Raw genomic sequence first — 20,436 nt, forward strand, 5'->3', positions numbered from 1 at the left:
CAATTTCAGGAATGTAAAACATAACTCCGGGAATTGTCCAGTCCGGACAGGAAAGATATGCCGAAAATCCCTGCGGTGTTGTTACTTTTTCCTTTTTCCCCCTTTTTGTCAAGCCTTATTTATTGTGTTTTTGAATCAAAAAAAGTGAATCCGGAAAATTCGCTGATTTCAGAAATCTGCTTGATCTCCAATAAACCTTGCAAGCCTTTTTATTGAGATCGTATGCCTGATCAGGCATACATCCACATTCACATTGAGGCTTTCAAAATTGAAGACGATCAGCGAATTATTCAATTTGTTCAGACAACCATTGTTTTTCTTCCAGAATCAACAAGGCAGTGCCGCCAAGAGCGTTTTCGATATGGAAGAAGAACCCTTGCGTTCGGAACTGTACAGCATTACCCAGATGGGGCAATACGGGAAATATCTTGCACGAACACATGTCTTAAGTGACAAAGCGGAAAAAGACCGCCTGCTTGCAAGATTGACCGACAACGAATCCGTCATCCGCAAAGTATACGATATTCTGGCCTCGGCTGTCCGCAACGAAAATCGAATAACACCCGCTGCGGAATGGCTTCTCGACAATTTCTATCTCATCGAGGAACAGATCCAGACAGCCAAGAATCACCTGCCGGAACATTACAGTAGCGAATTGCCACGTCTGGCAAATGGACCGATGGCCGGTATGCCTCGCGTTTATGCACTGGCTCTCGAAGTCGTTTCCCATGGCGACGGACATATCGATGCAAACAGCCTGTCCCATTTCATTTCCTCATATCAGGAAGAATCCGTTCTGACACTGGGAGAACTTTGGGCCATCCCCATTATGCTGCGTCTGGCGCTTATTGAAAACCTCAGGCGCGTATCTGTCAGACTGGCACTATCCCGAACCCATCACGAACTGGCAGAAGTATGGGTACAGAAATTTATCGATACGGCTGAAAACGATCCGGGTAACCTGATCCTGCAGGTGGCAGATCTGGCTCGCTCCAATCCTCCCATGGTCAGTGCTTTCGTTGCCGAACTGACACGGCGCCTGCAAAGCCAGAAAGCCATTCTTGCATTACCGCTCACGTGGATATCCCAGCGGTTATCCGAAACCGGAATGACAATCGAACAACTTGTCATGCTGGAAACCCAGCGGCAGGCTGCCGATCAGGTATCGATCAGTAACAGTATCGGCAGTATCCGTCTGCTGAGCGCCACGGACTGGCACGAATTTGTCGAGTCACTGAGCGAAGTGGAACAGATTCTCCGCACCGACCCGGCACAGGTCTATTCAAAAATGGATTTTATCTCCCGTGACCACTACCGCCATGAAATCGAAAAAATCGCGAAGAAAAGTCCCTGCACGGAAGTGGAAGTGGCACAACATGCCATCAACCTTACCCGAAAATCCTTTGCTGACCCGCTGTCATCCCGACGGACACGGCACGTCGGTTACTACCTGATTGACAAAGGCCGCTCCGAACTGGAAAAAAAAGTCGAAATGAAAAAGACCCGTCTGGAAAAATGGACGAAATCCGGTTTCTTTTCTCCTTTCGCACTTTATTTGGGATCCGTTTCAATTCCCGCATTGATTCTTTCAGGTCTCATGGTCTTCGGCACCGGAATCGAAAATCTCCCTGTCTGGCTTGGATTGATGACCGGTCTGTGTGCCCTGATCGTTTCCAGTCAGCTTGCTGTAGCCGTCGCCAACTGGTTCAGTGCCTTTCCCTGCGCGACAAATCCGCTTCCCAAGATGGATTTTTCAAAAGGCATTCCCGAAGGATACGACACGCTTGTCGTCGTACCTTCCATGTTGATCAGTGTAGAACAAGTCGAAAACCTGTGCGGTACACTGGAAGTCCATTATCTCGCCAACCGGGATAAACGACTGAGATTCTGCTTGCTCACCGATCTGACTGACGCGGAGACGGAAACGACACCTGACGATATCGTTCTGATCAACCATCTGACCCATCTGATCAATGAACTGAACGGCAAACACGCTTCTGATAACACGGGTCCGTTTCTGGCATTGAGCCGCCCACGACACTGGAATCCGGGAATCGGGAAATGGATCGGATACGAACGAAAGCGCGGAAAGCTGGAAGAACTGAACCGCTATCTGAAAGGCTGCGACGAAAACGACTTCACCACCAGAATCGGCAACATCGAAAATCTCGAAAAAACCCGATATGTCATCACTTTGGACAGCGATACCCGGTTATTGCGCGATTCCGCAAGACAATTCGTCGGAACCATGGCACATCCCTTGAACGCACCGAGATTCGATGTCATGAAAGACCGCATTACCGAAGGTTACGGTATCCTGCAGCCCCGGATCACCAACAGTCTGCCTGCCGGCAATGCATCCTGGTATGAAAAACTGTGCAGCGGTGATGCAGGGATCGATCCTTATACCCGCGCAGTTTCCGATATTTACCAGGACATTTTCGGTGAAGGTTCGTTTATCGGAAAAGGAATTTATGATGTCGATGCCGTCTATGCAACCTTGAATGGAAGACTTCCCGAAAACAGTATATTAAGCCATGATCTGCTGGAAGGTTGTTATGCCCGTTCGGGTCTGCTAAGCGATGGACAACTGTACGAACAATATCCCTCGAGTTACCTGGCTGATGTAAAACGCCGTCATCGCTGGATCAGAGGAGACTGGCAGCTGCTGAAATGGTTGTTCGCTTTCGTTCCGGACGTCCGACCGGAAAACAGAACGGGAAAACAACGCAATCCTCTTTCGTGGCTATCGCGCTGGAAGCTTTTCGACAATCTGAGACGGAGTCTCTTCGCACCGGCGACAGTCTTTCTTTTCTTTGCGAGTATCACTGTTTTTGCCAATGCCCGAATCTGGATTGTATTCATTCTCGCCATTTTCTTTTTGCCGCCCATCCTGGCATCGCTGACGGATCTCATCAGAAAACAACCGGATATTTCCCTGAAACAGCATTTTTCGACTGTTTCCCATTCCATATCCCGACATTTCCTGAATGCATTGCTGTCACTTGTCCTGATCCCGCATGAGGCCTGTTACTCAACAGATGCCATTTCACGTACACTGTGGCGCATCCTTTTTTCAAAACGTCATTTGCTGGAATGGATACCTTCCGCCATGACAGACAGAAAAGATTCCGGGATCGGCGACTATTTCCGGAACATGTGGTTCGCGCCGGCCTATGCATTGATGCTTGCACTTACCGTTTCCACCATCCGGCCCGATCTGTTCGTTTTCGCCTGCCCGTTTATTTTCGCCTGGCTGCTATCACCCGTTATCGCCTGGAAAATCAGCCAGCCATCCATAACCGAAACCAGGGAACTGTCGAACAGACAAAAACTTTTTCTGCGAAAACTTTCCCGGAAAATCTGGTCCTTTTTCGACGCCTATATCGGAGCCGAAGACAATTGGCTGCCTCCCGACAACATTCAGCAAATGCCCCGTTTTTCATCCCTGAACGAGAAGTTGCCACTTGACAACAGCGTGTCGAAAGCACCCGAAATCGTTGTCGCACACCGTACATCCCCGACAAATATCGGTCTGGCGCTTCTCTCCTGCCTGGCCGCCAACGACTTCGGTTATATCCCTTCCAGCCAGCTGATTTCCCGCCTGAACAAGACTTTCGGTTCGATGAACAGGCTTGAACGGTACCGCGGCCATTTCTATAACTGGTACGATACCCAAACCCTGCAACCCCTGCAGAACCCGGTTTATATTTCTTCAGTTGACAGCGGCAATCTGGCCGGACATCTGATTACGCTCAAATCCGGTTTATCGGAGCAGAGGAACCATCCTGCCCTGACGGATCGTCTGGCTGAAGGCCTCCGCGATACATTCGAGTTACTCAAAGAAGAAGGCAGCGCGCACTATCCTGTCCAGATGGCAGAACTCGACAAGAAACTGGATGAATATGAAAAACTGGCAGCCCCCACACTTCTGAGCCGTTACGATTTGCTGGAAAGTCTCACGCAAGCACTGGCACATCTTGTATCCATCGCGGCAAAGGATACCCGGACCCATACCAGCTTCTGGAGCAATGCACTGCTCAGCCAGTGCAAACAGCATCTCGACGAAATGGCCTCCCTGACGCCGTGGATTCTTTTGCAGGACTGGGACAGTGATCCGGATTTTGCAGAAGCGCTGAATATCAGCATGACCCTGCAACAGCTTTCCGAATTGCCGGAACGTCTTTTCCCCGTCCTGGAAAAAAAGAAAAAGGCAGCAGATGCCCAAAAAACGGAATTACTGAATCAACTGGATTCCCGTATCAGGATGGCAAGTCATGAAGCCCTCAAGAGAATTGATGCATTTAATGCACTGATCCGGCAGGCCGATGATTTTTCGCAAATGGATTTTTCATTTCTGTATGACAAGTCCACCCACCTGCTTTCAATCGGATATAACATTACCGATCGCCGGATCGACAACAGTTATTACGACCTGCTTGCCTCCGAAGCCAGACTGACCAGTTTCGTCGCTATCGCACTCGGACAAATCCCGCAAGAAAACTGGTTTGCACTGGGCCGTATGATGACAGTCGTCGGTGGTGATCCGATATTGCTTTCATGGAGCGGTTCCATGTTCGAATACCTGATGCCGCATCTCGTCATGCCGGGTTTCGAAAACACGCTTCTCGACCAGACCCACAAGGCTGCCGTCCGGCAACAGAGAAATTACGGCAGAAAACGAGGCGTTCCATGGGGCATCTCCGAATCGGGCTATTATGCTTTCGATGCACGACTCAATTACCAATATCGTGCTTTTGGTGTACCGGGACTGGGATTGAAACGCGGACTTGCAGACGATCTGGTTATCGCCCCGTATGCCACGATGCTGGCTGTGATGGTGGAACCGGAAATCTCCTGTGAAAATCTCATGGAACTCCATGAAAAAGGCTTCAACGGACAATACGGTCTTTTCGAAGCTATCGATTACACACAGGCACGCCTCACACGTGGACAGAATTACGCCATTGTCCAGTCATATATGGCCCATCATCAAGGAATGGGTTTTCTGGCACTGGAATCGTATCTGCTTGATCAACCCATGCAAAAACGTTTTGCAGCAGATCCATGGTTTCAGGCGACACTCCCTCTTCTGCACGAAAGAATACCCAAAACGGTCGCCTACTATGAACGGACACCCAATCTGTCGAAAACGCAGATGGCGTCTATCCCTGCCGAAATGCCGACCCGGATCTACACCTCTCCGGATACGCGCATCCCTGAAGTGCAACTGTTATCAAACGGTTCCTATCACGTCATGGTCACCCAGTCCGGCGGTGGTTACAGCCGCTGGAAGGACTATGCCATGACCCGCTGGAAACCTGACACGACACGGGACAACTGGGGCACTTTCTTTTATTTGCGGGATATCGAAAACGGCGATTTCTGGTCAACGGCCTATCAACCTGTCAAACGGGCCGAAGGAAAATACGAAACCGTTTTCTCCGAAGGCCGTGCTGAATACAAATCGGTTGTCAACGGTATCGAGACACATTGCGAAGTCGTCGTCTCCCCGGAAGATGATATTGAATTGCGCCGTCACAAAATCACCAATCGTTCCGGAAAATCCCGTACGGTCGAATTGACCAGCTATTCAGAAACCGTTCTTGCCCTGCCGGTAGCCGATCTTTCCCATCCGGCATTTTCAAAACTGTTCGTCCAGACGGAAATCATCCCGGAATTCCATTCTGTCATCAGTACCAGACGTCCCCGTTTCACCAATGAAAAACCGCCATACGCTTTCAGTATGATGGTCATCCATGACCATGAAAATCCCGACATGTCTTATGAAACCGACCGGCTCCGGTTTTTGGGACGCATGAATACTCCTGACGCTCCCGAAGCACTGACAAGCCTAACCCCTCTCTCAGGCAGCCAGGGTTCCGTGCTGGATCCGGTTTCGGTCATACGCTGCCGGCTTGTCCTGCAACCGGAAGAATCCGTTGTTATCGACTATGTTGCAGGCATGACACCTGACCGTGAACAATGTCTGCGGTTGATGGACAAATACGACGACCGGTATCTGGCCGACCGTGTCTTTGAAATGGCCTGGACACATAATCAGGCATTCCTCCACCAGCTCAATGCCGATGAATCCGACTCACAATTATATGCAAGGCTGGCCGGCTCGATCATTTATCCGAATCCGGCCTACCGTGCCGAAAGCGCTGTTTTGTCCAGAAACAGCCGGGGGCAGTCGGGTCTCTGGAGTTATGCCATTTCCGGCGATCTGCCCATTGTCCTGATCCAGATTCATGCACAGGAAAACCTCGATCTGGTACGACAGATACTGCAGGCCCATGCCTATTGGCACATGAAAGGACTGAAAGTCGATCTGGTCATCTGGAACGAGGATTTTGCAGGATACCGACAGGTATTGCAGGAACAGATCATGGGATTGATTTCATCAACTCATCTTGCCAACCAACTGAACGAACCCGGCGGCATTTTCGTCAGACTGGCCGAACAGATTTCACCGGAAGACCGCATCCTGATTTCTTCCGTCGCCCGGATCATCATTTCCGACATGGACGGTCCGCTGGCACTCCAGATCAAACGAAGCGAACGGAAAGAAAGGCGCAAATTGCTGCCATTACATACCACCCGTCCCTATGTACCCTTGCCAGAGGCGACACGACCGGTTTTCAACAACAAACTGTTGAATAACGGGATAGGCGGTTATTCCGAAAATGGCGAGGAATACATCATTCACCTTCCGGAAAAGGTCTCGACACCCGCCCCCTGGGTCAACGTTCTGGCAAACGCCACATTCGGAACCATCGTCAGCGAAAGCGGGCAGTCCTACACCTGGGATACCAACGCACACGAATTCCGGCTCACCCCGTGGGAAAATGATCCGGTTTCCGATCAGGGAGGGGAGACATTTTATCTGCGTGACGAAGAAACCGGCCATTACTGGTCTCCCACACCTTTGCCCTGTCGCGGGCAGGGAGATTATCTCTGCCGTCACGGTTTCGGTTACAGTATTTTCGAACATACCGAAGACGGCATTCACTCGGAATTGCAGATTTACGTCGCACTCGACAACAATATCAAATACTCCGTACTGAAAATCAGAAACGACTCAGGAACCAGCCGTTCATTGTCGGCGACAGGTTACGTCGAATGGGTCATGGGTGAATTGCGGGAAAAAACCCAGATGAGTATTGTGACTGAAATCGATCCCGTCAGTGGCGCTCTTTTTGCCCGAAACCCCTACAATACCGAATTCGCGGACCGGATTGCCTTTTTCACAGTCAACACTCCCAACCGTACCGTAACCGGCAACCGGACAGAATTCATCGGCCGCAACAATTCCCTGAAAAATCCGGCCGCCATGAGCCGTACCCATCTGTCCAACCGTGTCGGCGCCGGATATGATCCATGTGGCGCAATCCATGTTCCCTTCACACTGGCAAATGGCCAGGAAAAGGAAATCCGGTTCATGCTCGGAACTGCCGGCAGAAGAAGTGCCGACGCCAGCCAGTACATTCATCGTTACCGCAGTGCCGAAGCCTCCGAGCTCGTACTGCATCAGGTTCGCCGTTACTGGGAAAAGACATTGTCCGCCGTTCGCGTCAAAACACCGGATACCTCGCTTGACATGCTGGCAAACGGCTGGCTGATGTACCAGACCATCGCCTGCCGTCTCTGGGCCCGAAGCGGCTATTACCAATCCGGCGGTGCATTCGGTTTTCGCGATCAGCTGCAGGATGCGATGGCTGTCGTACACACCGAACCGCAGCTTCTGAGAAACCAGATCCTCCTTTGCTGCGAACACCAGTTCGTTGAAGGCGATGTCCAGCACTGGTGGCATCCTCCGGGAGGACGCGGTGTTCGGACACGCTGTTCGGATGACTATCTGTGGTTGCCACTGGCCGTTTGCCGCTACGTCACGACAACGGGAGATACCGGTCTTCTCGACGAAAACCGGCATTTCATCGAAGGACGTCCCGTTCCTGAAGGCGAGGAATCCTATTACGATCTGCCGCGACATTCCCAGGAAACGGGTACCGTTTATGAACATTGTGTCCGTTCAATCCGGCATGGTCTCCGGTTCGGCACCCACGGATTGCCGCTGATGGGATCAGGAGACTGGAACGATGGCATGGACAAGGTCGGTATCGGGGGAAAAGGGGAAAGTGTCTGGCTGGCGTTTTTTCTTTATACCGTTCTTGACGAATTTGCCGTCATTGCCGCCGACCGCAACGATACCCCCCTTGCGGAAAACTGCCGTCAGCAAGCCAAAGTCCTGCAACTGCATATCGAACAGAACGCATGGGACGGAAAATGGTACCGCCGTGCCTATTTCGACAATGGCGTGCCACTCGGTTCGCAGACCAACACGGAATGCACAACCGACTCCATTTCGCAAAGCTGGTCCGTTCTCTCCGGAGCCGGAGAAACAACACGTACGGTACAAGCCATGCAAACCCTGAATGAACGCCTTGTCCGAAGAGACGACATGCTTATCCAGCTGCTTGATCCGCCATTTGACAAGTCCGATCTCAATCCGGGCTATATCAAGGGATACGTACCGGGTGTCAGGGAAAACGGCGGACAATACACACACGCCGCCATCTGGGCTGCCATGGCGTTTGCCAAAATGGGGCATTCCGGTCTGGCATGGGAACTGTTTCGTCTGATCAATCCGGTCAACCACAGTCTGACACCGGAAACAAGAGACGTGTACAAAGTCGAACCCTATGTGGTCGCGGCAGACGTATACGCCGTTTCTCCTCACACAGGTCGTGGAGGATGGTCCTGGTACACCGGTTCATCCGGCTGGATGTATCGCCTGATTGTGGAATCGCTGCTCGGCATCCGGCTGGAAAAAGGCCATCTTGACTTCGTTCCATGTCTTCCTCCTGACTGGACATCAGTCGAGATACTTTACCGTTACAAGGCGACTTCCTACAAAATCATCATCGAACAGCAGCCTGCCGGAACCGGAACGGAAGTTCTGCTTGACAATGTCGTCCAGCCTGAAGCACGGATTCCACTGGAAGACGATATGAAAGAGCATCATGTTCTGGTCAGAACTGTCCCGAAAAAATAGTACAATCGCCGCAACAGGAAAACTTTCGATAAGCCACAACGATTTTCCAGGATCGGAAAGGAACAGCCCCCATTCCGGACGTTCCTTTTCTGTCTCGGTGAATCACCCGGACAGCGGCGGCCTTGCCTGGCCGATTCCGCATAAAAAGCGTTCTGACAGACATGGACAAAATTTTTTATTTCCATATCCGTTTTCCGGAAAATGAATTCCGGGATTTTGCATGTATCATTGCCGACAGTCTGTTTACCGAGTAAAAAACAGGATCCTATTTCTCATGAATGAACCAACAAATGTCAAACCTGCCGGTATTATAGAAAAAATCCTTTTTTTCGTTCTCCTGCTGACCTGTCTCACCCCTTACATATCCATTCCGGTCGCTCTTTTCATGGGACTGGCTTTTGCCCTTTTTTTCCGCAATCCCTATCCTGACACCAGCAAGAAAACATCGAAATACCTGTTGCAAGCTTCTGTCGTCGGACTCGGTTTCGGCATGAACCTGTTCGAAGCGCTGAAAGCAGGGAAAGAAGGCATTGTTTTCACGATTGTTTCGGTATTCGGCGTTCTTTTGCTGGGTATCCTGATGGGCAGGATTTTTAGACTCGAAAAGACGATTGCCTATCTGATTTCAGCCGGAACCGCCATATGTGGCGGAAGTGCCATTGCGGCCGTAGCCCCCATCGTCAAGGCAAAAGATACGGAAATTTCCGTCTCCATCGGGACGGTTTTCATCCTGAATGCCATCGCTCTTTTTATTTTCCCCATACTGGGCCACACACTCAACCTGTCGCAAGACCAGTTCGGAACATGGGCAGCGATTGCCATCCATGATGTCTCCTCCGTTGTCGGAGCCAGCGCCGCCTTTGGGGAAGAAGCGCTCAAAATCGCCACCACCGTCAAACTCACCAGAGCATTGTGGATCATTCCTGTCGCCATTGTGACATCATTTTTTTTCAAACAGAAATCGGACAAGATCTACAAGCCCTGGTTTATCCTGTTTTTCACGCTGGCCATGCTGGTCAATACTTTCCTGCCCCTGCCTGAATTCATTACCGGAAACATCCTCTGGCTTGCCAAAAAAGGATTCGCCATTACCCTGTTTCTGATCGGTACCGATCTGTCTCTCAAAGTCATCAAAACGGTCGGAATAAAATCCGTTCTGTTTGGCGTGATACTATGGGCATTCATCAGCATACTGAGTTTTATCGTCATCACCGTTTTTTGACTGACCCGTACCTTGAGAGCAAAACATGAAAATCGCAACCTGGAACGTCAATTCACTGAAAGTTCGCCTTTTGCAGGTTCTCCAGTGGTTAAAAGACAATCCGGTCGATATCCTCTGCCTGCAGGAAACGAAACTGACAGACGAGAAATTTCCCTTGACGGAAATTGAAGCGGCCGGTTACCAGGCTGTTTTTACCGGTCAGAAAACTTACAACGGAGTCGCCATTCTTGCAAAAGAAACGGCATCCGACATCGTCAGGAACAATCCGCTTTTTCCGGACGAGCAGCAGCGTATCGTCGCAGCCACATTCGGAAAAATACGCATCGTCTGTGCCTATGTTCCAAACGGCCAGTCGGTCGGATCAGACAAATACCGGTACAAAATCGAATGGCTCAGGGCATTGCGTAACTGGCTGGAAGAAGAAAAGAAAAAATATCCGTATCTCGCGCTCCTGGGAGATTACAACATCGCGCCGGAAGATCGGGATGTTTACGATCCGGTTGCATGGGCTGGAAATGTACTTGTTTCCGAACTGGAGCGTGTCGCCTTTCGCGCCTTGCTCGATATCGGCCTCGTCGATGCCTTCCGTCTCTTTGAACAACCTGAAAAATCCTACAGCTGGTGGGATTACCGGCAACTGGCTTTTCCACGCAATCGCGGATTGCGGCTGGATCACATTTTGCTTTCCGGAAAACTGGCCTCTCTGTGTTCAGCCTGTACTATCGACCGCCAGCCCCGGAAATGGAAACAGCCTTCAGACCATACTCCTGTTATCGCCGAACTCGATCTCTGAATTCCGCAAATAACGGAAAGCGTTAAAATACGGAAATTCCAAAATCCCGGCAGGTATTTCATGAGCGCCGTTCTTCTCAAGGCATTTTCTTTCATCCTGATCATTTTTCTTGGATACGGTCTCAAAAAACTGGTTTTCAGAGACCCTGCCTGTCACCGGATTCTGGCATTCATTCTTTTGAATATCACACTGCCCGCCACGGTCATTCACGCTTTCGGCCATTTTCAGAGAGATACATCTCTCCTGCTGGTTGTCCTGCTCGGTTTCCTGTGCGCCCTGATTCCCATGCTGATCGTCTATCTGATCAGCCATCGTCTCCCCACCGAAAAACGAGCCTTTTCCATGATCAATGTCACCGGTTTCAATATCGGTGCATTCTCATTACCTTTCATACAAAACTTTTTCGGTCCGGGCGGCATGATCGTCGCCTGTCTCTTCGATATCGGTAACGCTTTCATGGTAACCGGCGGTTCCTTCGCCTTCACATCGACACTTCTCCGGACCAGTTCTGGCGAAAGACAGACTGTCGGCATCCTGCTGAAAAAATTTATCTGCTCGGTTCCATTCGACACCTACATGCTGATGCTGCTTGTCGTCATCTTCAATATCCCTGTTCCCGATACGATCATGATATTGCTTGAACCGCTTGCAAATGCCAATTCCTTCATCGCCATGCTGCTCATCGGCATGATGTTCGAGTTCCGCACACGTGCCGACAAATACCGGACCATGTGCTCAGTCATCGGATTGCGTCTCCTGTTCGGCGCCATCTGTTCCTTCCTGCTGTATTTCTGTCTGCCTTTTCCCCAGGAAATCCGGCAGGTTCTCGCCGTGGTCGCTTTCGCCCCCGTTTCATCTATCGCGCCGATTTACACGGTACGTTGCCAGAGCGACGGCGCCCTGTCGAGCCTGACTCTTTCCATTTCCATCCTGTTCGCCCTGGCCATCATGACCGGACTGGTCCTGTTGATGAAATCCTGAAAAAAGCGGCAAGGATCTTTTTGAAACAGTTTTACGATGCGCGATGTTGTCCAACGCATCAAAATCGCGACGTCACCCGATACCTCGGGGTATAATTTCATATTTGTATCAACGTCATAAACCAGAAAAGCCATTATGGAAGCAGAACGTATCAATTCAATTTCCCACCGTATCGCCGACCTTTCCGATCGCGAGACTGCCTTACGGGGGTATCTTTGACTTCGCTGCCAAGTCCGACAAACTTGAGCAGGTAAATGCCGAACTGGAAGACCCCGATGTCTGGAACGATCCCAAAAAAGCGCAGGAACTCGGCAAGGAAAAAAAATCGCTTGAAAACGTCGTCCTTTCATTGAATCACATCCGATCTGCCTTAACGGATGCCAGCGAATTGTTCGATATGGCAAAAGAAGAACAGGATGACGAAACCCTGAAAGCGGTCGAAGCCGATGTACTGGAACTGCAGGGCCAGATCGAGAAACTGGAATTCCGCAGAATGTTTTCCAATCCGATGGACCCATGCAACTGCTTCATTGACATCCAGGCGGGCGCAGGCGGTACCGAAGCCCAGGACTGGGCATCCATGATTCTCCGCCAGTATCTGCGCTATTGCGAACGCAAAGGATTCAATACGACGATTCTGGAACAGTCCGACGGAGAAATCGCTGGAATCAAGACAGCCACCATCAAGGTCGAAGGCGATTATGCCTACGGATATCTGCGCACCGAAACCGGTGTTCACAGGCTGGTCAGGAAATCGCCATTTGACTCGGCAAACGGTCGCCACACGTCTTTTTGCAGTCTTTTTGTCTATCCCGAAGTAGACGATTCCATCGAGATCGATATCAATCCGGCTGATGTACGGGTCGATACCTATCGTGCATCCGGAGCCGGTGGCCAGCACATCAACAAAACAGACTCGGCAGTCAGGTTGACCCATATGCCGACAGGCATCGTCGTCCAGTGCCAGAATGACCGGAGCCAGCATCGCAACCGTGCCGATGCATGGGAAATGCTCAAATCCCGTTTGTATGAACTGGAATTGCGCAAACGCATGGCGGAACAGCAAAAACTGGAAGATTCAAAAACCGATGTCGGTTGGGGACACCAGATCCGCTCATACGTACTCGATTCCTCGCGTATCAAGGATTTGCGTACCAATCACGAAACCGGCAACACCAAGGCTGTTCTCGATGGCGACCTGGATGATTTCATCACCGAATCGCTTAAACAGGGCGTATAAAAATATGACAGACCGTTTATCCCTATACTGAATTCACACTGCATCATGACCACGCAAACCAGAAAAAACGAACCGGCGACGCCACTTCAGGATGAAAATTCCATTATGGCGGAACGTCGCGCCAAACTTGCCGCCTTACGTCAGGAAGGCATCGCTTATCCCAACGATTTCCATCCCACGCACAAAGCCGCCAGTCTCCACGAACAATATGACGATCAGAGTAACGAAACACTGGAACCGGCAGCTGTCCACGTTTGTGTGGCCGGGCGCATGATGCTGAAGCGGGTGATGGGAAAAGCATCTTTCGCCACTTTGATGGATGCGTCAGGTCCTCGTGCAGACGGCCGCATCCAGCTTTTCATTTCAAACGATACCATCGGCAAGGAAGCACACGATGCGTTCAAACGTTACGACATCGGCGATATCCTCGGTGCGGAAGGAACGCTTTTCAAGACAAAAACCGGTGAACTGACGATCCGTGTCACATCCCTGCGTCTGATCACCAAATCGATACGCCCTCTTCCTGACAAATTTCACGGTCTGTCCGATCAGGAAATCAAATATCGCCAGCGCTATGTCGATCTGATCATGAACGACGAAACACGTCGCACATTCAAGGCCCGTACAGCCGCTATTGCGTCGATTCGCCGTTTTATGGGAGAAAACGGATTCATGGAAGTGGAAACTCCCATGCTGCATCCTATTCCCGGAGGTGCGGCAGCCAAACCGTTCATCACTTATCACAATGCGCTGGATATGCAAATGTTCATGCGCATCGCACCGGAACTGTACCTGAAACGTCTTCTGGTAGGTGGATTCGACAGGGTTTTCGAACTGAATCGCAACTTCCGCAACGAGGGCGTCTCGCCAAGACACAATCCGGAATTCACGATGATGGAATTCTATGCCGCCTATGCCGACTACAAATGGTTGATGGATTTTACCGAAACCGTTATCCGGCAGGCCGTTATCGATACTTACGGTACACCGGTCATCACCTATCAGGGACGCGAACTGGATTTTTCAAAACCGTTCCACCGATTGACCATACTGGAAGCCATTTCAAAATACGCGCCCCAATATACCCGTGAACAACTGAACGATGCGGAATTCATGAAAGCCGAACTGAAGAAATTCGGTGTCGAACTGCTGCCGACCTCAGGTATCGGCGCCATGCAGCTCGCCCTGTTCGAGGAAACCGCCGAAGCCAAACTGTGGGAACCGACCTACATTATCGATTATCCGGTTGAAGTCTCGCCACTGGCCCGCGCATCCGATACACGGCCGGATATCACCGAACGGTTCGAACTTTTCATGGTAGGACGTGAAATCGCCAACGGTTTTTCCGAACTCAACGATCCGGAAGACCAGTCGGCCCGTTTCATGAAACAGGTTGAAGCCAAGGATGCCGGCGATGAGGAAGCCATGTATTACGACTCGGATTATATCCGTGCCCTGGAATACGGCATGCCTCCGGCAGGTGGCTGCGGTATCGGCATCGATCGTCTGGTCATGCTGCTGACCGACTCGCCCAATATCCGTGACGTGATTCTTTTCCCGCACATGCGCCGCGAAGAATGAAAAAACATTCCTTTTTCCAAAGCCGGCTTTTCGCCGGCTTTTTTCATGTGTCAAACCATTCCTTGCCAGCTGACTGAAATCAATGAACGTTTTCTTTTCAATAGATCATTACATCGTTCTGTCCTAGGATACTGCAACAGGGCGAATGATATTGAACGCCATGCCGGACACACCTTTTCCGGAAAATTCCCGTCGTCAGCAGGAAAAAACATCGGGAGTAACATATTTGCATACCAATGATCCGTTCGCTGGCAAAGCGGAACCGGCCACAATCGATTCCAGCCATCCCGGTCAACACTCATTGATGATTTTAATTAACGCGCAATTTACCTTTCATGATTGGAAAAAAAATGTCCACCAAACAAACGGGTAACAAAACTGTTAACAAAATTGACATCTCCGGAGCATCCATGAAAAAGTCGAACCCTGTCTCACGCCTGTGTACCACATCCGATCTGTCTGCTGAAGGAATTACCCGAATCCAGCAGGCCTTGAATCCGCTGCTGGCCGATGTATTCGCCCTTTATCTGAAAACCAAGAATTTCCACTGGCATCTTTCCGGGCCACACTTCCGCGATTACCATCTGATGTTCGACGAACAGGGCGATCAGCTCTTCGACATGACGGATGCCATCGCCGAACGGGCCAGAAAACTGGGCGCCCAGACATTGCATTCCATTGGCGAGATTTCCCGGGAACAACGGATCAGAGACAATGACGAACCCTACGTCGATCCATCGGACATGTTAAATGAACTGAGAGAAAACAATCTGGAACTTCTGGGTTTCATGCGTGACGCACATGAAATCTGCGACAAATACGAGGATGTGGCAACCGCCAGTCTTCTGGAAAACTGGATTGACGAAACCGAAAGACGGATCTGGTTCCTTTTCGAAGCCCAGCAAGATACAGATTCCAGCGGCCACTGATCTGTACCACACAGAAAAAACGGAATGTCTTCCCGACATTCCGTTTTTTTATTTTTTAAATGACTCCCCGTTTCCTCCAACAGTATTTTTCCTTTACATAAACCGTCCGGTTACCTTTCCCCGGAGCCTTTCTCCCTAATCCGTTCCCCTTTAATGAAGCTCAAACCCGAAAAAAACAGTACGGGTAAATTTAAGCCGTTCGTTTAACCCTTCACCGGTAACTGAGAATATCCCTTTTCTCCAGTAGCCAGGCTAAAACGTCAATTCCTGTTCAAAGAATTTTCGGAGGGGAACAAATCCACACCGGCTGAAAAGCCTTTTATGCAATCGGGCACAACTATTTACCAAGCACACTGGAGGCTTCAATGGCATACCTGAGTACTGATGTAACCCGTAATGACCCTGTTTTCGGTTCCCGTTTTATCGGGAAACCGGCTGACAAGAAAACTTTTCCCGACAACGAACAGAACGCCTACGATGTCTATCAGGTTGTTCACGATGAATTGTATCTGGACGGCAATGCACGACAGAACCTGGCGACTTTCTGCCAGACTTTCGAAGAAGAAGAACTGCACTGGCTGATGGATTTGTCGATCGACAAAAACATGATCGACAAGGACGAATATCCCCAAACGGCAGCCATTGAAAATTACTGTGTGCATATGATCGCCGATCTCTGGAATGCTCCGGATTCCTCGGCAACGATCGGTACTTCGACAGTCGGTTCCAGCGAAGCCTGCATGCTGGGCGGCCTGGCTGCCCTGTGGAGGTGGCGCGCAAAAAGAAAAGCGGCAGGCAAACCGATCGACAAACCCAACATGGTTTGCGGACCTGTCCAGGTCTGCTGGCTGAAATTCGCCCGTTACTGGGACATCGAAATCCGTGAAATGCCCATGGCGGACAACCACTACGTCATGACACCGGAAGACATGCTCTCGATGGTCGACGAAAACACGATCGTGGTCGTTCCGACTCTGGGCCAGACATATACCGGCCTGTATGAACCGGTCAAGCCACTGGCCGATGCACTGGACAAGCTTCAGGCGGAAAAAGGGCTGGATATCGACATTCACGTCGATGGAGCCAGTGGCGGTTTTCTGGCTCCATTCTGCGCTCCCGATATGTTGTGGGATTTCCGGCTGCCACGTGTCAAATCCATCAGTACATCCGGACACAAATTCGGTCTTGCTCCACTGGGAGTGGGCTGGGTCGTATGGCGCGAAACGAAAGATCTGCCAGAAGGTCTGATTTTCCACGTCAACTATCTGGGTGGTGACCTGCCGACCTTCGCGCTCAATTTCTCGCGTCCTGCCGGACAGGTCATCTGCCAATACTACAACCTGCTCCGTCTCGGCAAGGAAGGCTATCAGCGAATCCATTCCGACTGTTACAACACCGCCCGGATGCTGGCAGACGGTCTGCAACAGATCGGTCCGTTTGACATGATCCACAGCGGCAGGGAACAGGATGGTATTCCGGCAGTGACCTGGCGTCTCAAGAAAGGCGCCAACACGAAATACACGCTGTACGATCTGGCCGATCATCTGAGAACACGTGGCTGGCTGGTTCCAGCCTATTCGCTGCCTCCGCATGCCGACAATATCGTCGTACAGCGCATTCTGGTCAAACAGGGACTCTCTGCGGATATGGCTTCCTTGTTACTTGACGATTTCAAACGTGCGGTCGATTTCTTCGATACCCATCAACCCCACGGTTTCGTCGGCAAGGAAGCCCAGATGGGCAACCATTCCGGCAGATAAGCGGCAACTGCCACGGAAGCAGAGGATATAGACGAAAACATTTTTTTAAGGATATTTTCCATGAGCGTCAATCAAAACCCGGAGCAAAGGAAACAAGTGTTGGACTTTATGACCTCTGCTCACCAGTCCTTTTCTTCAGTCAAGGAAGGTGCCAATGCCAGTTACATTCCCTTTCTGGCATCGGTTCCTTCCGATCTCTTCGGAATCGCCATCGCGTTCACGGATGGAGAAGTTCTCGAAGTCGGTGATACAAAATATGAATTCGCCATTGAATCCATTTCCAAGGTTTTCACTTTGGCCAGAGTTCTGGAAGAACTGGGCAAGGAAGAATTCAAGGCAAAAATCGGCAGTAACGCTACTGGTGAACCGTTCAATTCAGTCATCGCGCTTGAATTGCACAAAGAACATCCCTACAACCCGTTCGACAATGCCGGTGCCATCGCAACAGTCAGTCTCCTGAACGCAAAATCATCCGATGACCGCTGGAATCAAATCATCAGTACCTACAACCTGTTTGCCGGAAGAGAACTGGCCGTCAACAATGAAGTCTATCAGTCGGAATCCGATACCAACGCCCATAACCGCGGCATTTCATGGCTTTTGAAAAATAGCGGCAACATGTATACCGATCCGGATCAGGCATGTGATGTTTACACCCGTCAGTGTTCTGTTGCCATCACCTGCCGCGACCTCGCCATTATGGGAGGTACCATCGCCAATGGCGGAATCAATCCGGTCACGAAAAAACAGGTCGTCAACAAGGAAAACATCCAGCCCATCCTTGCCGAAATGATGATGAACGGCCTTTACGAAAATACCGGCAACTGGCTCTACAGCACCGGCCTGCCGGGCAAAAGCGGTGTCGGTGGAGGCATTCTGGCCGTCGTTCCTGGCAAGTGTGCACTAGCCGTTTTCGCTCCTCCCCTGGATATTCACGGCAACAGTGTGAAAGGTCAGAAAGTGGGCGCGTTCCTGAGCGAAAAACTGGGATGGAGTCTTTTCAATAAATAAGAAGGGATACCGGAATTTCTTTCCGGGAAATTCCGGTTTTCAGAAAAGAGGTTTTTATGGCTACTGCTGACAATACCAAAAACACAAAAGCTCGTACTTACATTTCATGGCTGACTATCGCGTTCATGATGGTGGCCGCTGTGGCAAGTATCCGTTCGCTGCCGGCCATGGCCGTATATGGTCTCGGTTCGATCATGCTCTTTCTGATTCCGGCTATCGTATTCTTCGTTCCGGTCGCCCTTGTGGCATCCGAACTGGGTACCGGCTGGAACGGAGGCATTTATGGCTGGGTCAAACAGGCCTATGGTGACAGGCTCGGTTTCTTCGTCATCTGGTTTTTGTGGATCGAAGTGGTCGTCTGGTATCCAAGCGTGCTGGGATTTGCTGCCAGTACGCTGGCCTACATGTTCAACCCGAAACTGGCCGATAACGGCATATTCACCTGTATCGTCATCATCGTGTTCTACTGGGCATCCACACTGCTTGCCATGAAAGGTTTCGATACCATTTCCAAATTCACCAAATGGTTCATGTTGCTGGGAACGGCCCTTCCCGCTGCCTGTCTTGTCATTTTGGGCATCATCTGGCTCATCATGGGCAATCCGTCCGCCGCACCGATGAACTGGGGTGCCCTGATCCCATCGGTTTTTCATGAACACAGCCATATACTTGCCGGTGCACACCGCCTGCATCCTGACTACTGGAAAGAATTCGTGGGCAGTATCGCCGGTCTGGTTCTGATCGTCAGCAATTTTCTGGCATACGCCGGCATCGAAATGAATGCGATTCATGCCCGTGAACTGAAAAACCCGGAACGCGAAATGCCGAAAGCCATTTTGCTGGCCGGTATCATGATCGTACTGATCTTCATCCCGCCGACACTGGCGATTTCACTGGTCGTACCGGCTGATTCCACCAGTCTGACAGCCGGTGTCATTCAGGCATACGCCGCTTTCTTCGATGCATTCCATATCGCATGGGTCACCCCAATTCTGGGCGCATTGCTGATCATCGGTGCATTGGGCGGCGTGCTCAGCTGGACAGCGGGTCCGTCGAAAGGTCTTCTTTTTGTCGGCAAATCAGGTATGTTCCCGCCCATTCTGCAGAAAGTCAACAAAAACGGGGTTCAGCAAAACATTCTGATTCTTCAGGCTATTCTTGTGACACTTCTGTCCACCGCCTACATTTTCATCGACAATGTTTCCGATGCTTTCTGGATGTTGTCCGCCATGGCGGCCCTGATGTACCTGATCATCTATGTTTTCATGTTCATGTCCGCCATGAAACTCAGAAAAACACAGCCGAACGTCAAACGCGGTTTCGTCCTGAAAGGACTTCATTTCTGGTGCATTCTTGGTCTGGCCGCCACCATTTTGGCCATTATTTTCGGCCTGATCCCGCCAAGCCAGTTCAGCAACATGCCTGTGCTGGAATATATTGGCATTCTGGTTGCAGGACTGATCATCACCGGTGCGCCACCTTTCATTTTCTATGCGGTCAGAAAACCGTCCTGGGAAGTGGCGCCGAAAAGCGAAACGGAAGCATACTCGGCACCTTTGCAGGATCTGCAAAACAGCGACACGACCGGAAACTGATTTCCGGATTCATTCATACCGAAAGCCTTCCCGTACGGGAAGGCTTTTTTTTATTTTTCCTCCCCCGAAGCATTCATGTTCCACAGGACACCCCTGCCTGTTCGTACCGGCATTCTCACCATCCTGTCTCGCAGGATATATTCCGGAACGGGACAACATCCGCAAACGAACAGCACAGCAAAAAACCGGTCATGCGTTGTCGTTGCCAATGGCCAAATCCAGACGAAAATTTTGGGCTGGTGTACAAGAACGCGGTAAAATAACCT

General features: G+C 50.6%; 11 protein-coding genes. All 11 read left to right on the top strand.

Annotation, left to right across the window (positions count from 1 at the left end; all coding sequences use genetic code 11):
* The first annotated feature begins 268 nt into the window (after positions 1-268).
* The 11 genes from NB647_RS08750 (at position 269) to NB647_RS08800 (ending at position 20,170) form a co-directional block, all read left to right on the top strand.
* On the top strand, positions 269-9,058 hold the full coding sequence (locus tag NB647_RS08750) for a GH36-type glycosyl hydrolase domain-containing protein (protein WP_269283058.1): 8,790 nt from the start codon (positions 269-271) through the stop codon (positions 9,056-9,058).
* A 274-nt stretch (positions 9,059-9,332) separates the two neighbouring features.
* Positions 9,333-10,280, top strand: coding sequence for a YeiH family protein (locus NB647_RS08755; protein WP_269283060.1), 948 nt, complete (start codon positions 9,333-9,335; stop codon positions 10,278-10,280).
* Positions 10,281-10,305: 25 nt separating this feature from the next.
* The gene (gene xth / locus NB647_RS08760; protein ID WP_269283062.1) at positions 10,306-11,073 is read left to right on the top strand and encodes an exodeoxyribonuclease III; all 768 of its coding nucleotides are present in this window, start codon (positions 10,306-10,308) and stop codon (positions 11,071-11,073) included.
* Positions 11,074-11,133: 60 nt separating this feature from the next.
* On the top strand, positions 11,134-12,054 hold the full coding sequence (locus NB647_RS08765) for an AEC family transporter (protein WP_269283064.1): 921 nt from the start codon (positions 11,134-11,136) through the stop codon (positions 12,052-12,054).
* A 135-nt stretch (positions 12,055-12,189) separates the two neighbouring features.
* A protein-coding gene (gene prfB, locus NB647_RS08770) for a peptide chain release factor 2 (protein WP_269283066.1) occupies positions 12,190-13,294 on the top strand; the annotation gives its coding sequence in 2 pieces (ribosomal slippage) (positions 12,190-12,270 and positions 12,272-13,294; 1,104 coding nt in all).
* Between the two features lie 45 nt (positions 13,295-13,339).
* Complete coding sequence (lysS, locus tag NB647_RS08775) at positions 13,340-14,875, top strand: lysine--tRNA ligase (protein WP_269283068.1); 1,536 nt, start codon at positions 13,340-13,342, stop codon at positions 14,873-14,875.
* A gap of 160 nt (positions 14,876-15,035) precedes the next feature.
* Positions 15,036-15,248, top strand: coding sequence for a hypothetical protein (locus NB647_RS08780; protein ID WP_269283070.1), 213 nt, complete (start codon positions 15,036-15,038; stop codon positions 15,246-15,248).
* Positions 15,226-15,804 carry a Dps family protein gene (locus NB647_RS08785; RefSeq protein WP_416143428.1) on the top strand — a complete coding sequence of 193 codons (579 nt, stop codon included), beginning with the start codon at positions 15,226-15,228 and terminating at the stop codon, positions 15,802-15,804. Before NB647_RS08780 ends, NB647_RS08785 begins: the two co-directional genes overlap by 23 nt.
* Positions 15,805-16,169: 365 nt before the next feature.
* The gene (locus NB647_RS08790; RefSeq protein ID WP_269264231.1) at positions 16,170-17,564 is read left to right on the top strand and encodes a glutamate decarboxylase; all 1,395 of its coding nucleotides are present in this window, start codon (positions 16,170-16,172) and stop codon (positions 17,562-17,564) included.
* A gap of 96 nt (positions 17,565-17,660) precedes the next feature.
* Positions 17,661-18,575, top strand: coding sequence for a glutaminase A (gene glsA / locus NB647_RS08795; RefSeq protein ID WP_269283073.1), 915 nt, complete (start codon positions 17,661-17,663; stop codon positions 18,573-18,575).
* Positions 18,576-18,631: 56 nt separating this feature from the next.
* Entirely contained in the window at positions 18,632-20,170 is a 1,539-nt protein-coding gene (locus tag NB647_RS08800; protein ID WP_269283075.1) for an amino acid permease, read from the top strand.
* Positions 20,171-20,436: the final 266 nt, after the last annotated feature.

The organism is Oxalobacter aliiformigenes (genome assembly GCF_027116575.1).
GTDB lineage: Bacteria > Pseudomonadota > Gammaproteobacteria > Burkholderiales > Burkholderiaceae_D > Oxalobacter > Oxalobacter aliiformigenes.

What these genes read in the sequence shown, in the direction of transcription:
- NB647_RS08755 (WP_269283060.1), top strand. Translation starts at nt 9,333, where the DNA reads ATGAATGAACCAACAAATGTCAAACCTGCCGGTATTATAGAAAAAATC.
- xth (WP_269283062.1), top strand. Translation starts at nt 10,306, where the DNA reads ATGAAAATCGCAACCTGGAACGTCAATTCACTGAAAGTTCGCCTTTTG.
- NB647_RS08765 (WP_269283064.1), top strand. Translation starts at nt 11,134, where the DNA reads ATGAGCGCCGTTCTTCTCAAGGCATTTTCTTTCATCCTGATCATTTTT.
- lysS (WP_269283068.1), top strand. Translation starts at nt 13,340, where the DNA reads ATGACCACGCAAACCAGAAAAAACGAACCGGCGACGCCACTTCAGGAT.
- NB647_RS08780 (WP_269283070.1), top strand. Translation starts at nt 15,036, where the DNA reads ATGCCGGACACACCTTTTCCGGAAAATTCCCGTCGTCAGCAGGAAAAA.
- NB647_RS08785 (WP_416143428.1), top strand. Translation starts at nt 15,226, where the DNA reads ATGTCCACCAAACAAACGGGTAACAAAACTGTTAACAAAATTGACATC.
- NB647_RS08790 (WP_269264231.1), top strand. Translation starts at nt 16,170, where the DNA reads ATGGCATACCTGAGTACTGATGTAACCCGTAATGACCCTGTTTTCGGT.
- NB647_RS08800 (WP_269283075.1), top strand. Translation starts at nt 18,632, where the DNA reads ATGGCTACTGCTGACAATACCAAAAACACAAAAGCTCGTACTTACATT.